The 18,512-nt window shown below is 50.1% G+C and carries 9 protein-coding genes, 1 tRNA gene, 3 rRNA genes and 1 pseudogene; 8 read left to right on the top strand and 6 right to left on the bottom strand.

From position 1 onward, the window contains the following. Positions 1-17: 17 nt before the first annotated feature. The 5 genes from IB196_RS20285 to IB196_RS20265 all read right to left on the bottom strand — a co-directional run bounded on the left by IB196_RS20285 (position 18) and on the right by IB196_RS20265 (position 6,980). A complete protein-coding gene (locus tag IB196_RS20285) occupies positions 18-650 on the bottom strand; it encodes a DUF2238 domain-containing protein (RefSeq protein ID WP_149692402.1) in 633 nt (210 codons plus the stop codon). Between the two features lie 146 nt (positions 651-796). Beyond that, positions 797-2,443 (bottom strand): class I fumarate hydratase FumA, encoded by a 1,647-nt coding sequence (gene fumA / locus IB196_RS20280; protein ID WP_005132487.1) that lies wholly within the window; start codon positions 2,441-2,443, stop codon positions 797-799. Between the two features lie 96 nt (positions 2,444-2,539). After that, positions 2,540-3,880: an anaerobic C4-dicarboxylate transporter DcuB gene (gene dcuB, locus IB196_RS20275; RefSeq protein ID WP_040234012.1), complete on the bottom strand. Its 1,341-nt coding sequence runs from the start codon at positions 3,878-3,880 to the stop codon at positions 2,540-2,542. Positions 3,881-4,632: 752 nt separating this feature from the next. Then, positions 4,633-5,352, bottom strand: a complete 720-nt coding sequence (gene dcuR / locus IB196_RS20270) for a two-component system response regulator DcuR (protein WP_005132485.1) — start codon at positions 5,350-5,352, stop codon at positions 4,633-4,635. Beyond that, positions 5,349-6,980, bottom strand: coding sequence for a sensor histidine kinase (locus tag IB196_RS20265; RefSeq protein WP_040234011.1), 1,632 nt, complete (start codon positions 6,978-6,980; stop codon positions 5,349-5,351). The genes dcuR and IB196_RS20265 overlap by 4 nt, the downstream gene beginning before the upstream one ends. Before the next feature lie 596 nt (positions 6,981-7,576). Here IB196_RS20265 and IB196_RS20260 point away from each other — a divergent pair. The 4 genes from IB196_RS20260 to rrf all read left to right on the top strand — a co-directional run bounded on the left by IB196_RS20260 (position 7,577) and on the right by rrf (position 12,607). Continuing rightward, a 16S ribosomal RNA gene (locus tag IB196_RS20260) occupies positions 7,577-9,118 on the top strand. 85 nt (positions 9,119-9,203) lie between these two features. After that, positions 9,204-9,279, top strand: a tRNA-Glu gene (locus IB196_RS20255). A gap of 211 nt (positions 9,280-9,490) precedes the next feature. Continuing rightward, a 23S ribosomal RNA gene (locus IB196_RS20250) occupies positions 9,491-12,397 on the top strand. A 94-nt stretch (positions 12,398-12,491) separates the two neighbouring features. Further along, positions 12,492-12,607: ribosomal RNA gene (gene rrf / locus IB196_RS20245) — 5S ribosomal RNA — on the top strand. Together the 16S, 23S and 5S rRNA genes with 1 tRNA gene alongside form the textbook arrangement of a ribosomal RNA operon. 164 nt (positions 12,608-12,771) lie before the next feature. On the opposite strand, the pseudogene IB196_RS20240 reads toward rrf, so the two are convergent. Beyond that, positions 12,772-12,897 (bottom strand): annotated as a pseudogene (locus IB196_RS20240) (molybdopterin-guanine dinucleotide biosynthesis protein B); the annotation flags it as partial. A 521-nt stretch (positions 12,898-13,418) separates the two neighbouring features. Here IB196_RS20240 and IB196_RS20235 point away from each other — a divergent pair. From IB196_RS20235 to IB196_RS20220, 4 genes are all read left to right on the top strand, one after another. Further along, positions 13,419-13,964 carry a fimbrial protein gene (locus tag IB196_RS20235; protein ID WP_188232308.1) on the top strand — a complete coding sequence of 182 codons (546 nt, stop codon included), beginning with the start codon at positions 13,419-13,421 and terminating at the stop codon, positions 13,962-13,964. Between the two features lie 57 nt (positions 13,965-14,021). After that, positions 14,022-14,732, top strand: coding sequence for a molecular chaperone (locus IB196_RS20230; RefSeq protein WP_005123835.1), 711 nt, complete (start codon positions 14,022-14,024; stop codon positions 14,730-14,732). A 94-nt stretch (positions 14,733-14,826) separates the two neighbouring features. Then, positions 14,827-17,280, top strand: a complete 2,454-nt coding sequence (locus IB196_RS20225; protein ID WP_223236998.1) for a fimbria/pilus outer membrane usher protein — start codon at positions 14,827-14,829, stop codon at positions 17,278-17,280. Positions 17,281-17,291: 11 nt separating this feature from the next. Next, positions 17,292-18,464: a hypothetical protein gene (locus IB196_RS20220; protein WP_188232309.1), complete on the top strand. Its 1,173-nt coding sequence runs from the start codon at positions 17,292-17,294 to the stop codon at positions 18,462-18,464. Positions 18,465-18,512: the final 48 nt, after the last annotated feature.

Here is an 18,512-nt window from a genome sequence, read left to right as displayed (position 1 = left end):
TCCGGCAGTATGTATATTTAGTTGGCGCTTACCATCCCGTAGCGACGCAGCTGTGCACAGTGAACTCGCGCCAGTACAAGCACTGTCGTTAGCGCGCCGAGCAGGGCGCAGAACATATCCGATTGAGTATCCCATGGATCGCCCTGCGTACCCAGGAAGTCATCCGCGCCTTGCCCCATCGCCAGTGCCGCCCACCATTCAATGAGCTCATAGGTGGCGCTGATTGCCAGTGCTACGCAGCAGACTAAAAACGCTAACATCTTGCGGCCGCGGACAATATTGCCGCGGACTAAAATCTCTCTTGCCGTCAGCGCTGGCACCAGTCCCTGGAAAAAATGACCCAGTTTGTCATAGGGGTTGCGACTGAGATCCAACCACGTCTGCACTTCAAAACCAATGGGGACTTTGGCATAGGTATACATGCCGCCAACCATCAAAATGATGGCATGAAAGAAGATAAGCGTGTAGAGCATGGGTGTCAGCGGGTAACGCTTCATGGTGGCGAGCAGCAATGGCACAACAATAATGACCGGCGTCACTTCCATCAGCCAGGTCAATTTCTCGGTGGCACAAAAGCCGGTGTAGATAAGGATCAGCGCCAGCACTATAGCGCCAGTGTTCAGGATTACAGGATTCAGTGTGCGGAGCATGGCGAATTCACAAGTAATGGAAAATATTACTATTCACTGTGAACGGCAAAAATTCAACGCCAGTTAATGGGGGGATAAAGTTGGCCCGGGGGGATCACCGGGCTGGCCCCAAAATTTGGTGTCAGTCCAGTGCCGGGCCGAATAGGTTACTTCGCGCAGTTAGCGCATTGTTTACTGACGATTTGCTGGAAGAAATCGTTGCCTTTGTCATCGACCAGGATGAAAGCTGGGAAATCTTCTACTTCGATTTTCCAGATAGCTTCCATTCCCAGCTCCGGGTATTCCACGCATTCCAGATGCTTAATGCTCTGCTGCGCCAGTACCGCTGCCGGACCACCGATGCTACCTAAGTAGAAGCCGCCGTGTTTATGGCAGGCGTCGGTCACTTGCTGGCTGCGGTTACCTTTCGCCAACATGATCATGCTGCCGCCATGGGACTGCAGCAGGTCAACATAGGAGTCCATACGACCCGCAGTGGTTGGACCCAAAGAACCGGACGGGTAACCTGCCGGCGTTTTCGCCGGGCCTGCGTAGTAGATCGGATGATCTTTCACGTACTGCGGCAGACCTTCGCCGGACTCGATACGTTCTTTCAGCTTCGCGTGGGCGATGTCGCGACCCACAATGATTGTACCGCTCAGCGACAGACGGGTGGATACCGGGTACTGAGAAAGCTGGGCAAGGATCTCTTTCATCGGACGGTTAAGGTCGACTTTAACCACTTCGCCTTCGCCGGCCTGGCGCAGAGATTCCGGGATGTACTGGCCTGGGTTATGTTCCAGTTTTTCAATCCAGATACCTTCGCGGTTAATCTTGGCCTTAATATTACGGTCTGCGGAGCAGGAAACGCCCATGCCTACCGGGCAGGATGCGCCGTGGCGAGGCAGTCGAATCACGCGGATGTCGTGAGCGAAATATTTCCCGCCAAACTGGGCGCCAAGGCCGAGTTTCTGGGCTTCTTCCAACAGTTCCTGTTCCAGTTGCAGATCGCGGAATGCCTGACCGTGAGCGTTACCTTCAGTCGGCAGCGCATCATAGTAGTGTGTGCTGGCCAGTTTCACCGTTTTGAGGGTGCTTTCTGCTGACGTACCACCAATCACAAATGCGATATGGTACGGCGGGCAAGCTGCAGTCCCCAGCGTACGCATTTTCTCAACCAGGAAGTTTTTCAGTTTGCCGGGAGTCAGTAGTGCTTTGGTTTCCTGATACAGGTAGGTTTTGTTGGCAGAACCGCCGCCTTTTGCCACGCACAGGAATTTATATTCGTCGCCGTCCACGCTGTACAGGTCGATTTGCGCAGGCAGGTTAGTGCCGGTATTCACTTCTTTGTACATATCCAGCGCCGCGTTTTGCGAGTAGCGCAGGTTATCTTCAATATAGGTATTAAATACGCCTCTGGAGAGCGCCGCTTCGTCACCGCCGCCGGTCCAGACACGTTGACCTTTTTTACCCATGATAATGGCCGTGCCGGTATCCTGACAGGTTGGCAATACGCCTTTGGCGGCAATCTCGGAGTTTCTCAGGAATTGCAGCGCAACGTACTTATCGTTTTCGCTGGCTTCAGGATCATGGAGTATGGAGGCGACTTGCTGTTGGTGTTCAGGGCGGAGCATGAAGGAGGCATCGTGGAAGGCTTGCTGGGCCAGTAGCGTAAGTGCTTCAGGCGCTACTTTCAGGATTGACTCGCCTTCAAACTCGCCGACGCTGACGTGATCGGATGTCAGCAGGTAGTACTCAGTTTTGTCTTCCCCCAGTGGGAAAGCCGCCTGGTAAGTGAATTCAACATTTGACATTTGCTTCCAGCCTTTTCATTTTTCTCAGGAATTTTAAAATTCTCTGTGTCTTAACGGTGGCGTGCCGCACCATAGCGGACGGCACGCGAAGTGTGCTTACAGGAAACCGTACATTGCGGCGAAGACCCAACCAAAGACACAGGATACGCTTACGCCGATCAAACCAGGCAGAATGAAGCTGTGGTTGATAACGAAACGGCCAATGTGGGTGGTACCTGAACGGTCAAACTGAATAGCAGCCAGATCGCTCGGGTAGGTCGGCAGAATGTAGTAACCGTAACATGCCGGAGCAGAAGCAACGATGTACGCTGGATCAACCCCGATAGCCAGTGCGACCGGGACGATAGCGGCCAGCGCTGCAGCCTGAGAGTTTACAAACTTGGAGACCAACAGCAGGATAACCGCATAGGCCCACGGATATTCTTTCACCATCTCGCCCAGTACGCCCTGAATTTCAGACATATGCGCACCGAACATGGTTTCCGCCATCCAGGCAATACCGTACACCGCAACAATCGCGATCATACCTGAACGGAAGACTTCATTTTTTGAGATAGATGCGGGATTCGTTTTGGTTAAGATGATAATCAATGCGCCAGTCAGCAGCATGAACATCTGGATAACCAGTACCATTGACAGCGGTTTGCCGCCAAAAGAAGGGCGCAGTTCAGATACCGCACCGAGCACGGCAACAACGGCGATGGCAGCGAGGAAGATCCACATTGCCAGCCAGTTACTTTTCGGCAGTTTTTTGTCTAACAGTGTTGCCGTGTCGCCATACACATAGTGATGGTTTTCAGGTACGGAAATAAACTTCTGAAACTCTTCGTCTTTATCCAGATCTTTACCACGGAACCAGCTGAAAATACCGATAGCCAGGATACCCAGCAGGGTAGATGGAATGGTGATGCCGAGCAGGTCGAGGAATTCGAGGTGCTTGCCTTCAAATGTCACGTTACCCAGCATCGCAACCAGAGAGACAACGGCGACGGAAACCGGACTGGCGATAATCCCCATCTGTGCACCGATAGAACTCGCCGCCATTGGGCGTTCCGGGCGAATATTGTTCTTAATGGCGACGTCATAAATGATCGGCAGAATGGTGTACACCACGTGGCCGGTACCGCACAGGATAGTCAGGGTACAGGTAACAAATGGTGCTACGATAGAAACGTATTTTGGGTTACGACGCAGCAGCTTTTCAGCAATTTGCAGCATAACGTCAAGACCGCCGGAGGCTTGCAAGGTTGCAGAAGCGGCCACCACGGCAATAATAACCAGCATTACATCAACAGGGGGTTTACCCGGCTGGAGATGGAACACGAAAACCAGAATAACCAGGCCGATACCGCCTAACAAACCCAGCGCGATACCGCCCTTTCTGGCACCATAAAACAAACATATTAATATTATGAGAAGTTGTATACTAAATAACATTTTATTTACCCTCGCGAAAAACCCAGTCAATTTTTGAAAAATGGATCTGTAGCACATTCTTTTTTGCCGGAATAAGCATCAAAAAATGGTCAGTATTCGATATGTCCGTATTTGCGATTAATGTTTAAATATCTGGCTAGAATGTATTTATAACTTTTTGGAAATATTTAACTTTTTTCTATGGCATTGATCAGAGGAGAGAATCCTCAGGCGATGGGAGGTTGGGCTGGTTATGAAGCGCTGCGGCTGACGCTGTAGTTTGGCTGGCTTACACCGGTTTTCCGGAGGCTGACCGTCGGTTCTACATTGTCCGCTATTACGTGAAACACCGATATACCAGGTGAGTGTGTTCTTTATGTGATCGCGGTCACGCCATGTCATGTGGTAATGAATCTGGCGTACGGATACGTTTATTTGCTCACAAAAATGTACGGTGTCCATAGTACGTAGCATGGTCTCCATTGCTACCAGTCTAGATTTTTATGTCTGATGAAATTCAGACTAATCCTTTAGGAGTAAAAATACACACTCTGTGGGTTAGTTAATACTTAATTAACTTTTGTTAGCGATTTTGAAATTAAAAACAGTGTGATGTTTATCAATAACAAAATAATAAATTTAACATGTTTGATACAAATATATTTGATCTAACGCAAATTCACTATTTATCTGTTTTAGTGGGATAAAAAGGGATTTTTCATTATTTTAATAATTGTTACTTTTATATAACGAATAATCCCCGGGGGAGCGTTTTATTGGCAGTATTGTTTAAGTAATGAGTAATGCTCAGCCTGAACGCGGTAGCGGTAAACCGGCCGGCCAGTAACACCATAATGGATACTGGTAAATAAGATATGACAATTGACGAGCCAGATAAGGTATTTACGGCATGAGACCCGGGAGATATTGACCTCGTTCGCCAGTTCATCCGTGGAGAACTCCTGGTCCTGGTGCTCATCAATCCACTGGCACAGCGTACGTAACGTTTGTGGTGTCAGCCCCTTGGGTAAGCGCCGCGTTTCCTGCTCGCTGGAAGAGCTACCATGAATCAGTTGGTCAAGCTCTGACTGTTCATAGTACTGGTGCTTCTCCATATCCGTTTTCTTCTGCAGCCAGTTGGTTAAGGCCTCTTCGAAGCGTGAGGCCTGAAACGGTTTGATCAGATAATCAACGACACCGTAGTGGAGTGAGTCTTTAATTGTTGTCGCATCGGCGGCGGAGGAGATGACGATGACATCACATTTACAGCCTTCGCTGTGCAGAATGGGTAACAGGTCCAGACCGTTTTCTTTCTGCATATAAATATCCAGTAGAATCAGGTCAATATGATGTTCGCCATGAAAGATGATCTCTTTGGCTTTTTCGAGAGTAGAGGCCGTTCCGCAGCAATGAAAACCAGACAGCTGCGCGACATAACGGCGGTTTAACTCCGCAACCATTGCATCGTCATCGACAATTAAGACATTGATCATCTGCTGGCCCTCTCACCATTCCACGGTAACTGTACAAAAAATTGGGTGAAGACCCCAGGTTCGGATTCGACGGAAATATTGCCGCCAACGTTTTCAACCTGCTGTTTCACAAGTGCTAAACCGACGCCTCGTTCGGTTCCTTTTGACGAGACGCCCTTCTCAAAGATGTGGTCAATGCGTTCGGGGGCGATCCCCGGACCATCGTCATTCACTTCGCAATGCAACCAGCCGTGTCGATAATGCAAGGATACGCTGATCTCGCCCCCAGATTCTTGACCTAGCGCCTCCAGGGCGTTTTCAATTAAATTGCCCAGCACGGTGATCAACACCGCCACCTGATCTTCATTACTGTTTTCCGGCAACTGGCTTTCATTACTAATGATCAGACTATGACCTAAATCAGATGTGCGATTAATCTTACTGAGTAAAAAGCCCGCGATCACCGGTGATTTTATTTTGCCTAACAGTGAGCCAATCTCTTCCTGATAATTGTTGGCCGTCTTAATGATATAATTTTCCAACTGCTTATAACTTTTCAGGTGCAATAATCCCAGAATCACGTGTAACTTGTTCATGAATTCGTGGGATCGTTCACGAAGTGCATCGGCATAGTTGACCATACCGTCCAGACGCTGCATCAGTTTTCGGACTTCAGTCTTGTCTCTGAAGGTTGAAATAGCCCCGATGATTTTGCCATTGCTGAGTACTGGAACGGTGTTGATTAAAAGCAGCCGGTCCTTCACCATGATCTCCTCATCACGGCGTGGCGTTCCATCACGTAGCACCTGCGAAAGATCAACTACCTGAGACCATGCATGGCTGAGTGTGGATAGCTGGGCATCATCCTGTGACTTACGGTAATCCAATAGCTCCTGGGCGGCCTGGTTTATTAGCGTGACCTCACCACTATCATCAACGGCAATGACCCCCTCCTTTATAGAGTGCAGCATTGCCTGGCGCTGTTCGAACAGATTGGAAATTTCATAAGGCTCCAGACCAAACAGAATGCGTTTGAGAACCTTCACCAATACCCAGGTACCTAATAACCCAACCAGAACGCCAAATAAGATGGACCAAAAGATACTGCCGCGGCTGTTATTGATCTGCTCGGTGACCCTGCTTAACTCGAGACCAATCGACACAACCCCAATCTGCTGGTGATGTTCGTTATAAATGGGGGTGAAAACGCGTAGCGCTTTAGCCAGAAAGCCGCGATTAATGGCAACGTTCTCTTTGCCCTGTAACGCCAACAGGATGTCGTCGCCTTTAAACGGTTGGCCGATACGTTGTGCTTCAGGGTGCGAATAACGAATGCTTTTCATATCCGTGACAACGATGAATAAAAAATCGTTGCGCTTATTTACCGCTTGAGCAATTGCCTGGATACCACTGTCCTCAGGCTTTTTTTTGAGCCCCTCGCGGATTTCAGGAGAGTTTGCCAACGTTCGCGCGACCGCAAGCGCTTTGTCTGCTAATGCATCACGTGTCGTGTTGCTGATTTGCGAGAAGTAAATCAAATGAACGACGAGCAGCACAGAGAAGAGAACCGCGCTGACCATGAGGATCACGGTTGTGCCGAGTTTCATCGGGCGTTTGCGTATCGTAGTTCGTTGCAGAGGGTGTCTCATCGCAGTCCTGGAATCACTGTTTGTGCGGGTATTATTGCCCGATGAGGTACGTAATTCAAAGGTAGTAGGGATTATGGAGCTTAAGTTGTCAGCCCTTCTTCTTTATATAGCGTAGAGTGAATTTCTTTCTATATAGAGGTTTTCATACCGGTTCTCTCCTTTTTCAGGGACGCTGACAGATAATTTGCTTACGATTGTGGATAACTCTGTGCGTAAATGGGTATAAGGCGGTGTTTTGCTGTGGAATGCAGCAGTCAGTCATTTTTCTGTCATTTAAGGGTTGCGGGCTGAGGGAAACTCCCTATAATGCGCCTCCATCGACACGGCGGATGTGAATCACTTCACACAAACAGCCGGTCCGGTTGAAGAGAAAAATCCTGAAATTCAGGGTTGACTCTGAAAGAGGAAAGCGTAATATACGCCACCTCGCGACAGAGCGCTAAAGCGCGTCGCAACTGCTCTTTAACAATTTATCAGACAATCTGTGTGGGCACTCGAAGATACGGATTCTTAACGTCGCAAGACGAAAAATGAATACCAAGTCTCTGAGTGAACACGTAATTCATTACGAAGTTTAATTCACGAGCATCAAACTTAAATTGAAGAGTTTGATCATGGCTCAGATTGAACGCTGGCGGCAGGCCTAACACATGCAAGTCGAACGGTAGCACAGAGGAGCTTGCTCCTTGGGTGACGAGTGGCGGACGGGTGAGTAATGTCTGGGAAACTGCCCGATGGAGGGGGATAACTACTGGAAACGGTAGCTAATACCGCATAACGTCGCAAGACCAAAGAGGGGGACCTTCGGGCCTCTTGCCATCGGATGTGCCCAGATGGGATTAGCTAGTAGGTGGGGTAACGGCTCACCTAGGCGACGATCCCTAGCTGGTCTGAGAGGATGACCAGCCACACTGGAACTGAGACACGGTCCAGACTCCTACGGGAGGCAGCAGTGGGGAATATTGCACAATGGGCGCAAGCCTGATGCAGCCATGCCGCGTGTATGAAGAAGGCCTTCGGGTTGTAAAGTACTTTCAGCGAGGAGGAAGGCGTTGTGGTTAATAACCGCAACGATTGACGTTACTCGCAGAAGAAGCACCGGCTAACTCCGTGCCAGCAGCCGCGGTAATACGGAGGGTGCAAGCGTTAATCGGAATTACTGGGCGTAAAGCGCACGCAGGCGGTCTGTCAAGTCGGATGTGAAATCCCCGGGCTCAACCTGGGAACTGCATCCGAAACTGGCAGGCTAGAGTCTTGTAGAGGGGGGTAGAATTCCAGGTGTAGCGGTGAAATGCGTAGAGATCTGGAGGAATACCGGTGGCGAAGGCGGCCCCCTGGACAAAGACTGACGCTCAGGTGCGAAAGCGTGGGGAGCAAACAGGATTAGATACCCTGGTAGTCCACGCCGTAAACGATGTCGACTTGGAGGTTGTGCCCTTGAGGCGTGGCTTCCGGAGCTAACGCGTTAAGTCGACCGCCTGGGGAGTACGGCCGCAAGGTTAAAACTCAAATGAATTGACGGGGGCCCGCACAAGCGGTGGAGCATGTGGTTTAATTCGATGCAACGCGAAGAACCTTACCTACTCTTGACATCCACGGAATTTAGCAGAGATGCTTTAGTGCCTTCGGGAACCGTGAGACAGGTGCTGCATGGCTGTCGTCAGCTCGTGTTGTGAAATGTTGGGTTAAGTCCCGCAACGAGCGCAACCCTTATCCTTTGTTGCCAGCGGTTCGGCCGGGAACTCAAAGGAGACTGCCAGTGATAAACTGGAGGAAGGTGGGGATGACGTCAAGTCATCATGGCCCTTACGAGTAGGGCTACACACGTGCTACAATGGCATATACAAAGAGAAGCGACCTCGCGAGAGCAAGCGGACCTCATAAAGTATGTCGTAGTCCGGATTGGAGTCTGCAACTCGACTCCATGAAGTCGGAATCGCTAGTAATCGTGGATCAGAATGCCACGGTGAATACGTTCCCGGGCCTTGTACACACCGCCCGTCACACCATGGGAGTGGGTTGCAAAAGAAGTAGGTAGCTTAACCTTCGGGAGGGCGCTTACCACTTTGTGATTCATGACTGGGGTGAAGTCGTAACAAGGTAACCGTAGGGGAACCTGCGGTTGGATCACCTCCTTACCTTAAAGAAACGTTCTTTGTAGTGCTCACACAGATTGTCTGATGAAAAGTAAATAGCAAGGCGTCTTGCGATTGAGACTGACACGTCCCCTTCGTCTAGAGGCCCAGGACACCGCCCTTTCACGGCGGTAACAGGGGTTCGAATCCCCTAGGGGACGCCACTTGCTGGTATGTGTGAGTGAAAGTCGCCGACCCCAATATCTCAAAACTTACCTTCGGGTGACGTTTGAGATATTTGCTCTTTAAAAATCTGGATCAAGCTGAAAATTGAAACGACACACTGTTTCATTTCTCCGTAATAAGAAATGAAAAGCGGTGTGTTCGAGTCTCTCAAATTTTCGCAATCAGAAGTGAAACATCTTCGGGTTGTGAGGTTAAGCGACTAAGCGTACACGGTGGATGCCCTGGCAGTCAGAGGCGATGAAGGACGTGCTAATCTGCGATAAGCGTCGGTAAGGTGATATGAACCGTTATAACCGGCGATTTCCGAATGGGGAAACCCAGTGTGATTCGTCACACTATCATTACGTGAATACATAGCGTAATGAAGCGAACCGGGGGAACTGAAACATCTAAGTACCCCGAGGAAAAGAAATCAACCGAGATTCCCCCAGTAGCGGCGAGCGAACGGGGAGCAGCCCAGAGTCTGAATCAGCTTGTGTGTTAGTGGAACGGTCTGGAAAGTCCGACGGTACAGGGTGATAGTCCCGTACACCAAAATGCACAGGTTGTGAACTCGAAGAGTAGGGCGGGACACGTGGTATCCTGTCTGAATATGGGGGGACCATCCTCCAAGGCTAAATACTCCTGACTGACCGATAGTGAACCAGTACCGTGAGGGAAAGGCGAAAAGAACCCCGGCGAGGGGAGTGAAAAAGAACCTGAAACCGTGTACGTACAAGCAGTGGGAGCCTCTTAATGGGGTGACTGCGTACCTTTTGTATAATGGGTCAGCGACTTATATTCTGTAGCAAGGTTAACCGCATAGGGGAGCCGAAGGGAAACCGAGTCTTAACTGGGCGTTAAGTTGCAGGGTATAGACCCGAAACCCGGTGATCTAGCCATGGGCAGGTTGAAGGTTGGGTAACACTAACTGGAGGACCGAACCGACTAATGTTGAAAAATTAGCGGATGACTTGTGGCTGGGGGTGAAAGGCCAATCAAACCGGGAGATAGCTGGTTCTCCCCGAAAGCTATTTAGGTAGCGCCTCGTGAATTCATCTTCGGGGGTAGAGCACTGTTTCGGCTAGGGGGTCATCCCGACTTACCAACCCGATGCAAACTGCGAATACCGAAGAATGTTATCACGGGAGACACACGGCGGGTGCTAACGTCCGTCGTGAAGAGGGAAACAACCCAGACCGCCAGCTAAGGTCCCAAAGTCACAGTTAAGTGGGAAACGATGTGGGAAGGCACAGACAGCCAGGATGTTGGCTTAGAAGCAGCCATCATTTAAAGAAAGCGTAATAGCTCACTGGTCGAGTCGGCCTGCGCGGAAGATGTAACGGGGCTAAACTGTGCACCGAAGCTGCGGCAGCGACACTATGTGTTGTTGGGTAGGGGAGCGTTCTGTAAGCCGTTGAAGGTGTGTCGTGAGGCATGCTGGAGGTATCAGAAGTGCGAATGCTGACATAAGTAACGATAATGCGGGTGAAAAACCCGCACGCCGGAAGACCAAGGGTTCCTGTCCAACGTTAATCGGGGCAGGGTGAGTCGACCCCTAAGGCGAGGCCGAAAGGCGTAGTCGATGGGAAACAGGTTAATATTCCTGTACTTGGTGTTACTGCGAAGGGGGGACGGAGAAGGCTATGTTAGCCGGGCGACGGTTGTCCCGGTTTAAGCATGTAGGCGGAGGTTCCAGGTAAATCCGGTACCTTTTTAACGCTGAGGTGTGATGACGAGGCACTACGGTGCTGAAGTAACAAATGCCCTGCTTCCAGGAAAAGCCTCTAAGCATCAGGTAACACGAAATCGTACCCCAAACCGACACAGGTGGTCAGGTAGAGAATACCAAGGCGCTTGAGAGAACTCGGGTGAAGGAACTAGGCAAAATGGTGCCGTAACTTCGGGAGAAGGCACGCTGATATGTAGGTGAAGTGATTTACTCATGGAGCTGAAATCAGTCGAAGATACCAGCTGGCTGCAACTGTTTATTAAAAACACAGCACTGTGCAAACACGAAAGTGGACGTATACGGTGTGACGCCTGCCCGGTGCCGGAAGGTTAATTGATGGGGTTATCCGTAAGGAGAAGCTCTTGATCGAAGCCCCGGTAAACGGCGGCCGTAACTATAACGGTCCTAAGGTAGCGAAATTCCTTGTCGGGTAAGTTCCGACCTGCACGAATGGCGTAATGATGGCCAGGCTGTCTCCACCCGAGACTCAGTGAAATTGAACTCGCTGTGAAGATGCAGTGTACCCGCGGCAAGACGGAAAGACCCCGTGAACCTTTACTATAGCTTGACACTGAACACTGGTCCTTGATGTGTAGGATAGGTGGGAGGCTTTGAAGTGTGGACGCCAGTCTGCATGGAGCCAACCTTGAAATACCACCCTTTAATGGCTGGTGTTCTAACGTGGGCCCGTAATCCGGGTTGCGGACAGTGTCTGGTGGGTAGTTTGACTGGGGCGGTCTCCTCCTAAAGAGTAACGGAGGAGCACGAAGGTTAGCTAATCCTGGTCGGACATCAGGAGGTTAGTGCAAAGGCATAAGCTAGCTTGACTGCGAGAGTGACGGCTCGAGCAGGTGCGAAAGCAGGTCTTAGTGATCCGGTGGTTCTGAATGGAAGGGCCATCGCTCAACGGATAAAAGGTACTCCGGGGATAACAGGCTGATACCGCCCAAGAGTTCATATCGACGGCGGTGTTTGGCACCTCGATGTCGGCTCATCACATCCTGGGGCTGAAGTAGGTCCCAAGGGTATGGCTGTTCGCCATTTAAAGTGGTACGCGAGCTGGGTTTAGAACGTCGTGAGACAGTTCGGTCCCTATCTGCCGTGGGCGCTGGAGAATTGAGGGGGGCTGCTCCTAGTACGAGAGGACCGGAGTGGACGCATCACTGGTGTTCGGGTTGTCATGCCAATGGCATTGCCCGGTAGCTAAATGCGGAAGAGATAAGTGCTGAAAGCATCTAAGCACGAAACTTGCCCCGAGATGAGTTCTCCCTGAGACTGTAAGTCTCCTGAAGGAACGTTGAAGACGACGACGTTGATAGGTCGGGTGTGTAAGTGTAGCGATACATTGAGCTAACCGATACTAATGAACCGTGAGGCTTAACCTTACAACGCCGAAGATGTTTTGGCGGAATTGAGACGATTTTCAGCCTGATTACAGATGACATCGACATGCCAGGGCGTGTTGATAAACAGAATTTGCCTGGCGGCTGTAGCGCGGTGGTCCCACCTGACCCCATGCCGAACTCAGAAGTGAAACGCCGTAGCGCCGATGGTAGTGTGGGGTCTCCCCATGCGAGAGTAGGGAACTGCCAGGCATTAATTAAAGTGAAGAAGCCCATCCTGCCGGATGGGCTTTTTTGCGTCTGTGCGGGGTAAAAACCGCCGGATGCAGCGTCCCGCCTTATCCGGCCTGCGCCGGGCTGAACGTATTTTGTAGGCCTGATAAGCGCAGCGCATCAGGCTCATCACAACACCACAGTTACCATCTTATCCATTGCGTAACAAAATCAGCAAGTTGCTGTATATCGTTGATATCTAACAATGGCACATCCACCGCCAGCGGAACATCACTGGCAACTGCGATAACATATTCGTCTATCAGAAGCTATAAAAGCAAAAAACCAGCTATAGGCTGGGTTCTGTAAATTTTTGTGCCGGACTCGGAATCATATCCACAATTAACACGCTGTTTGTTATTAGTTTTGTCGGTATTTCTCGTAAACAGCGCCCCCACGAAGGGGAAAGTGACTCAGGTAACACGAGAGTAGTTGTGATTTTCAATAATCATCAGCCACATCAATCAGAGCTGGGAACGCTCTCACCAACAGCCGTCAAAAAAACAATGAAAAATACCAATAAGAAATATATATGCAAATAAATAATTCAAAATGCACATGCAATAAATATTGTTTATATTAATTTAGTTTTAAAATATATAATTTGTTGATTTTTTATAATTAAAATATATTTATATTTTCTTAAAAATTACCATCGCACTTTTTATTGATAGCAAACAAAACCAACTTGATGCAAAGTCTTATGGATTAATATTATCGTATTAATCAATATATTAATATCAAATAGGGATTGTTTATGTTATCCAAAAAACGAGTATTAGCTATATGTATGGCTACGAGCCTTACCGCGCTGATCTGCAGTAATGCACAGGCTGTCGATAGTGGCACCATCACCTTTAATGGACTTATCCTTGCTGACAGTTGTGCCATTGATGTCAACGATTCAGGTAGCAGTACCGCAACCGTTAAAATGCCAGGAACTTACATCACAGATTATACCGGGCCGGACACCGTCGGTGCGGAACAGTCTTTTACGATCAAAGTGTCTGGTTGCGATATTCTGGCAAACCAGATTGCGTTGAATTTCGCTGGCACCACTGATGTCCGAGGCGCGGCAAACGAAGTACTGCAAACAACCGGTACCGCAGCCAACGTTGGTATCCGTCTTGCTGACACTACCGGTGGTCGTTCTACTGCCGATGGTAAAATTGTGTTCAATACTGCCAACGCTTTCTGGCAGGACAACAACAATAAGCTGGCAACACCAACCGAAAACGTATTTAACTACACCGCACAAACGGTACAGGTCGGGGACGATGCACCAACAACCGGGACCTACGCCGCAACCGCAACATTTAAAGTCGCTTATCAGTAACCCGTAAATAAATGGCGGTGCTATACCGCCATTTATTTTGCTTAAGAGAAAAATAATATGAAATATCTTTCTGCTGCTGTCTGCGCCATGGCATTTTTTTCTGTTGCTTCTTTCTGCCACGCAGGTGTTATTTTCGGCGGAACAAGGATTATATACCCGGCAGATAAAAATGAAGTTCAGTTGCCTATCAAGAATAAGGATGATGATACCCGCCATCTGGTTCAGTCCTGGGTATCGCAACCGGACGGTACGAAAGCGCCTTTTATCGTTACGCCGCCGCTTTTAAAGCTCAACGAAAAACAAGAAACGATTCTTCATATTGTTTATACCGGCCCTAAAGAGTTGACTAACGATCGGGAAAAGCTGTTTACGCTGAATATCAAAACCGTCGCTAACGTACCGGAACAATTGCAAGATAAAAGCCGTCTGCAAATTGCCATTCATTCACAGGTCAAATTATTTTTCCGTCCACAAACCTTTACCCAGCGCGACGCGGATACGGCATGGGAGAAAGTCACCTTTAGCCGTGAGGGCAATATGCTCCGGGTCAAAAATCCGACACCGTTTTTTATCTCGTTTACTTCGCTAACCGTCGGCGGCAAAAAGACGATGCCGATTGATAAAACACTGACTCCGGCACAGGCGTTGATGGTTTCCCCGCTTTCGAACATGACGATGGTCATCCCGACGGGAGCCACTGGTTCCGTGAAATGGAGCGCTATCAACGATTATGGCGGCACTACAACAGAAAAAATGCAGCCGCTTTAAATGAATGGAACGTCAGGAGGTGTATATGTGCGTAACCAGAGATAGCAATTCATGTTATTTATCATTGATGCTGTCTACGCTAACGTTATCATTGATGGCTGTCATACCCGCCGCAGATGCCCGTGATGAATTCGATATCAACGCATTAGGATTTGGTACGCCGCTGGAAAACAGCGCCACATTGCAAAACTTTATCGATAATAACGCCTTGCTGCCCGGCAGTTGGCTAACGTCCGTTTACTTCGGTGAAGATCTTATCGATAAACGCGTCATTACCTATACCATTAGCGCCGACAAGAAACGTCTTGAACCACAGTTGAGCGTGGCGGATTTGCGTCGCTATGGCGTCAGAACCGATGCGGTCACTGGATTAAAATCGCTCCCGGATGATGCGATAGTCGGCAATATTGCCGACTATATTGATAAAGCCAGTTATTTTATTGACACCGGTTATCAAACGCTGAGCCTGCGCGTTCCCCAACTTTACCTCGACCAATCTGTCCGAAATGGCATCTCCCCGGAACTGTGGGATGATGGCGTTCCGGCAACCTGGCTGAGCTACGATTACCATGGCGGCACGCAGCACACCAGCTATTACGGCGATGATACCTCACACTTTATGAATCTGACCTCCGGGGCCAATTTCGGTCCCTGGCGGCTGTACAATAACAGCACCTGGAGCAATAGCAGCGGTTGGGACTCTATTAACACCTGGCTGCAGCGTGCGATCAAATCATGGCAAAGCCAGCTTTACATGGGACAGACCTGGAGCGACGGCGAACTGTTCGATAGCGTCTCTTTTACCGGCGTGAAGCTGGAGACCGATACCGATATGCTGCCCTACAACCTGCAGGGTTTCGCCCCAACGATCTCTGGTATCGCCAACAGCGACGCCCGCGTCACAGTCAAGCAAAACGGCTATGTCATTTATCAAACCTGGGTTTCCGCCGGGCCTTTTGAATTAAAAGATATCAGCCAGGTAACGTCCGGTGGCGATCTGGAGATCACGGTCCGCGAAGCAGACGGCAGCGAGCGCAGCTGGATACAGTCCAGCAGTTCGGTACCGATGATGCTGCGTCAGGGGGCATACAGGTTCAGTTTTTCCGGCGGTCAATATCGCGATAATAATGGCGGCGATGCCGAAGAACCCGGTTTTGTGCAGGGTACCGTTATCTACGGCTTACCCTATGGTTTTACAATTTACGGTGGACAGCTAGCCTCAAATATCTATCTCGCCAGCTTGCTGGGGATGGGTATCGATCTGCATCAGTTCGGCTCCGTCTCCTTTGACGTAACTGGCGCACGTTCCGAAACTCACAAAAACGACAACAGTACGGAACAGGGATTGTCATGGCGCGCACAGTACGCCAAAAGCTTTGAACCCACCAATACCACCGTCTCGTTGGCCAGCTACCGTTACTCGACTTCCAGCTTCTATACCTTCCAGGAAACGCTGGATCAGCGAGCAAACTACACCGAGGATGAGGATGATATATACAGCTACCGGCGGATGTATAACCGCCGCAGCCGTTGGCAGATTAATATCAACCAGTCATTAGTGCAGTGGGGGTCTCTCTATATCAACGCCTCACAGCAGGATTACTGGGATCTCGATGGTCATGAGCGCACCTTTTCGCTGGGCTACAGCAATTCGCTGGGGCAAGCCACCTATTCGCTCAACTACAGCCAGACATCAACACCCGGTAGCGAGACCGACAAGCAGGTGGCATTTACGCTATCCGTACCGCTGGATGCCTGGATGCCAAACGCTTACGCCAGCTATAGCATCAATCAGAGCCGACACGGGCCAACTAACCACCAGGCGGGGATTAACGGCACGCTGCTGGAAGGCAATAACTTAAGCTATTCCGTGACGCAGAGCTACCAGGATGAGCCGTCTCTGTACAGCGGCAGCAGCTCGCTTAGCTATCGCGGAGCCTGGGGAGAACTCGGTGGCGGTTACAACTACAGCGACAACAACAGTCGCCAGTATAACTGGAGCGCCCGCGGCAGCGTCGTGGCGCACCCTCACGGAGTCACCCTCGGGCAACCGCTGTACGGGGCGTTGGCCATTGTGCATACCGAGGGTGCCAGCGGCATCCAGGTACTGAATGGGAGCGGCATCACTACCGACATGTTCGGCAACGCTATCGTACCGTCGCTGCGAAACTACCGCAATAATCGTATTTCACTAAACAGCGGAACGGCGGAAAACGTCGATATTACCCGCGCGGTGGTACAGGTCGTTCCCACCGATGGCGCCGTCCTCATGGCGACATTTGATACTAAAGTTGGTACACGCGTGCTGGCGACGCTACGGCATCGTGGCAAGCCAGTGCCGTTTGGTGCCATCGTGACCCAGACGAACGATACCGCATCGGAAGGCAGTATCGTCGGCGATGCGGGTGAGGTGTATCTCTCAGGCATTAACGACAAGGCAACGCTGAAAGCACAGTGGGGAGCCGGGGACGATGCGTCCTGCATCGCACAGCTTTCCATACCCGAAGAGAGCAACACCATCGTGCAAACCGCCCTGGCCTGTGAATAAGCAAGGAGAAAATGATGATACGTAACACTCTACACCGTGCAGCGTCCCCTCTCGCTCTGCTTACGCTGCTGCTGCCCCTGAGCATGGTCCAACAAGCCTGGGCTGCGCCCTGTACAGTCAAGACCCATTCGCCAGATCAGACCTTAAACGTTAGCAAAACGAGCCTCATTGGTGAAGATTCCACGGGTTCCGACCGGGCGCCTTTTACTGCCGATAACTTTTACGCGAGCGGCAGCTACGAGTGTCCCGAGGCTCAGAATTCCTATCGGACAACAATGGCCAGCACAACCGCACGGGAACGCACTGAGGAGCCAGGGACGTACTGGTTAGACGACCAGAATACGTTCTATATTAGAGTGCTATGGGTTCTGCCTAACGGTGAGAGGTATCCTGCCGACAAGGGTGACAGCGACAGCGGTATAAAGCATTTCCGTGAGTACCCTGCAGGCAGCAGCGCCGGCCCTAACCTTGAAACGCAAATATACACTGCCAAACCCGTCGTCCCTGGTAGCACATATAGTATTAATAAGATGATTAAGGTGGTTTACCAGATCATGGACCCTCAAGGTGATGGAAAAACCTGGATAAACATGGGCTACAACACCATTAATATTGGTGAGATCAAAGTTCAGGGATGGTCATGTGATCCGGATTTGGATCAGCCGACGCAAGATCTCGGTTCAGCCATCATTGATTTTAGTATGGAGACCATGAATCAGGGCGGGGAGGAGTACTACAATTATACAGATCAAAGTGCGACGTCTGGTAATGTGGGAAATTTGCCGCTGTTGCTCGTAGGCGTAAAGAATTGCAGCTTCGGCTCCCCCGACACAAGCCGCGGCCCGAGTGGTCAAAACTATGAGCCCATAGCCTACTGGGATATATATGCGGATGCAGCTCATGTTTCGCCAGCAGATCCCTCTCTGCTCCTTCCTAACAGCAACAGCACCACCAAAGGATTAGGATTCCGGTTTAGTAAGGGGGGTTATTCCACGATGATCAATTTATTGCAACAGGAACCTACTGACCGTGTTTCTGATTATGTGCTCAGATTTAGAGGGGCACAGAGTGGCTCTGGGGTATATTTCGGTTTACAGCCCTACATCGCCCCCCTCGGCAACGGCGAGACGCCACAGCCAGGAATACTGAACGGAACGCTCTTTTTCAAGGTTGTATATTACTGATTTTCATGACCCAGGATGACGTGCCCGCGCCAGGCGATTTACCGGTAT

The sequence above is a fragment of the Citrobacter sp. C6_1 genome (assembly GCF_014596835.2).
In the GTDB taxonomy this organism is placed as follows: domain Bacteria; phylum Pseudomonadota; class Gammaproteobacteria; order Enterobacterales; family Enterobacteriaceae; genus Citrobacter; species Citrobacter pasteurii.
The sequence above is the reverse complement of the archived record's forward strand: the minus strand, read 5'-3'. Positions and strand labels throughout refer to the sequence as shown.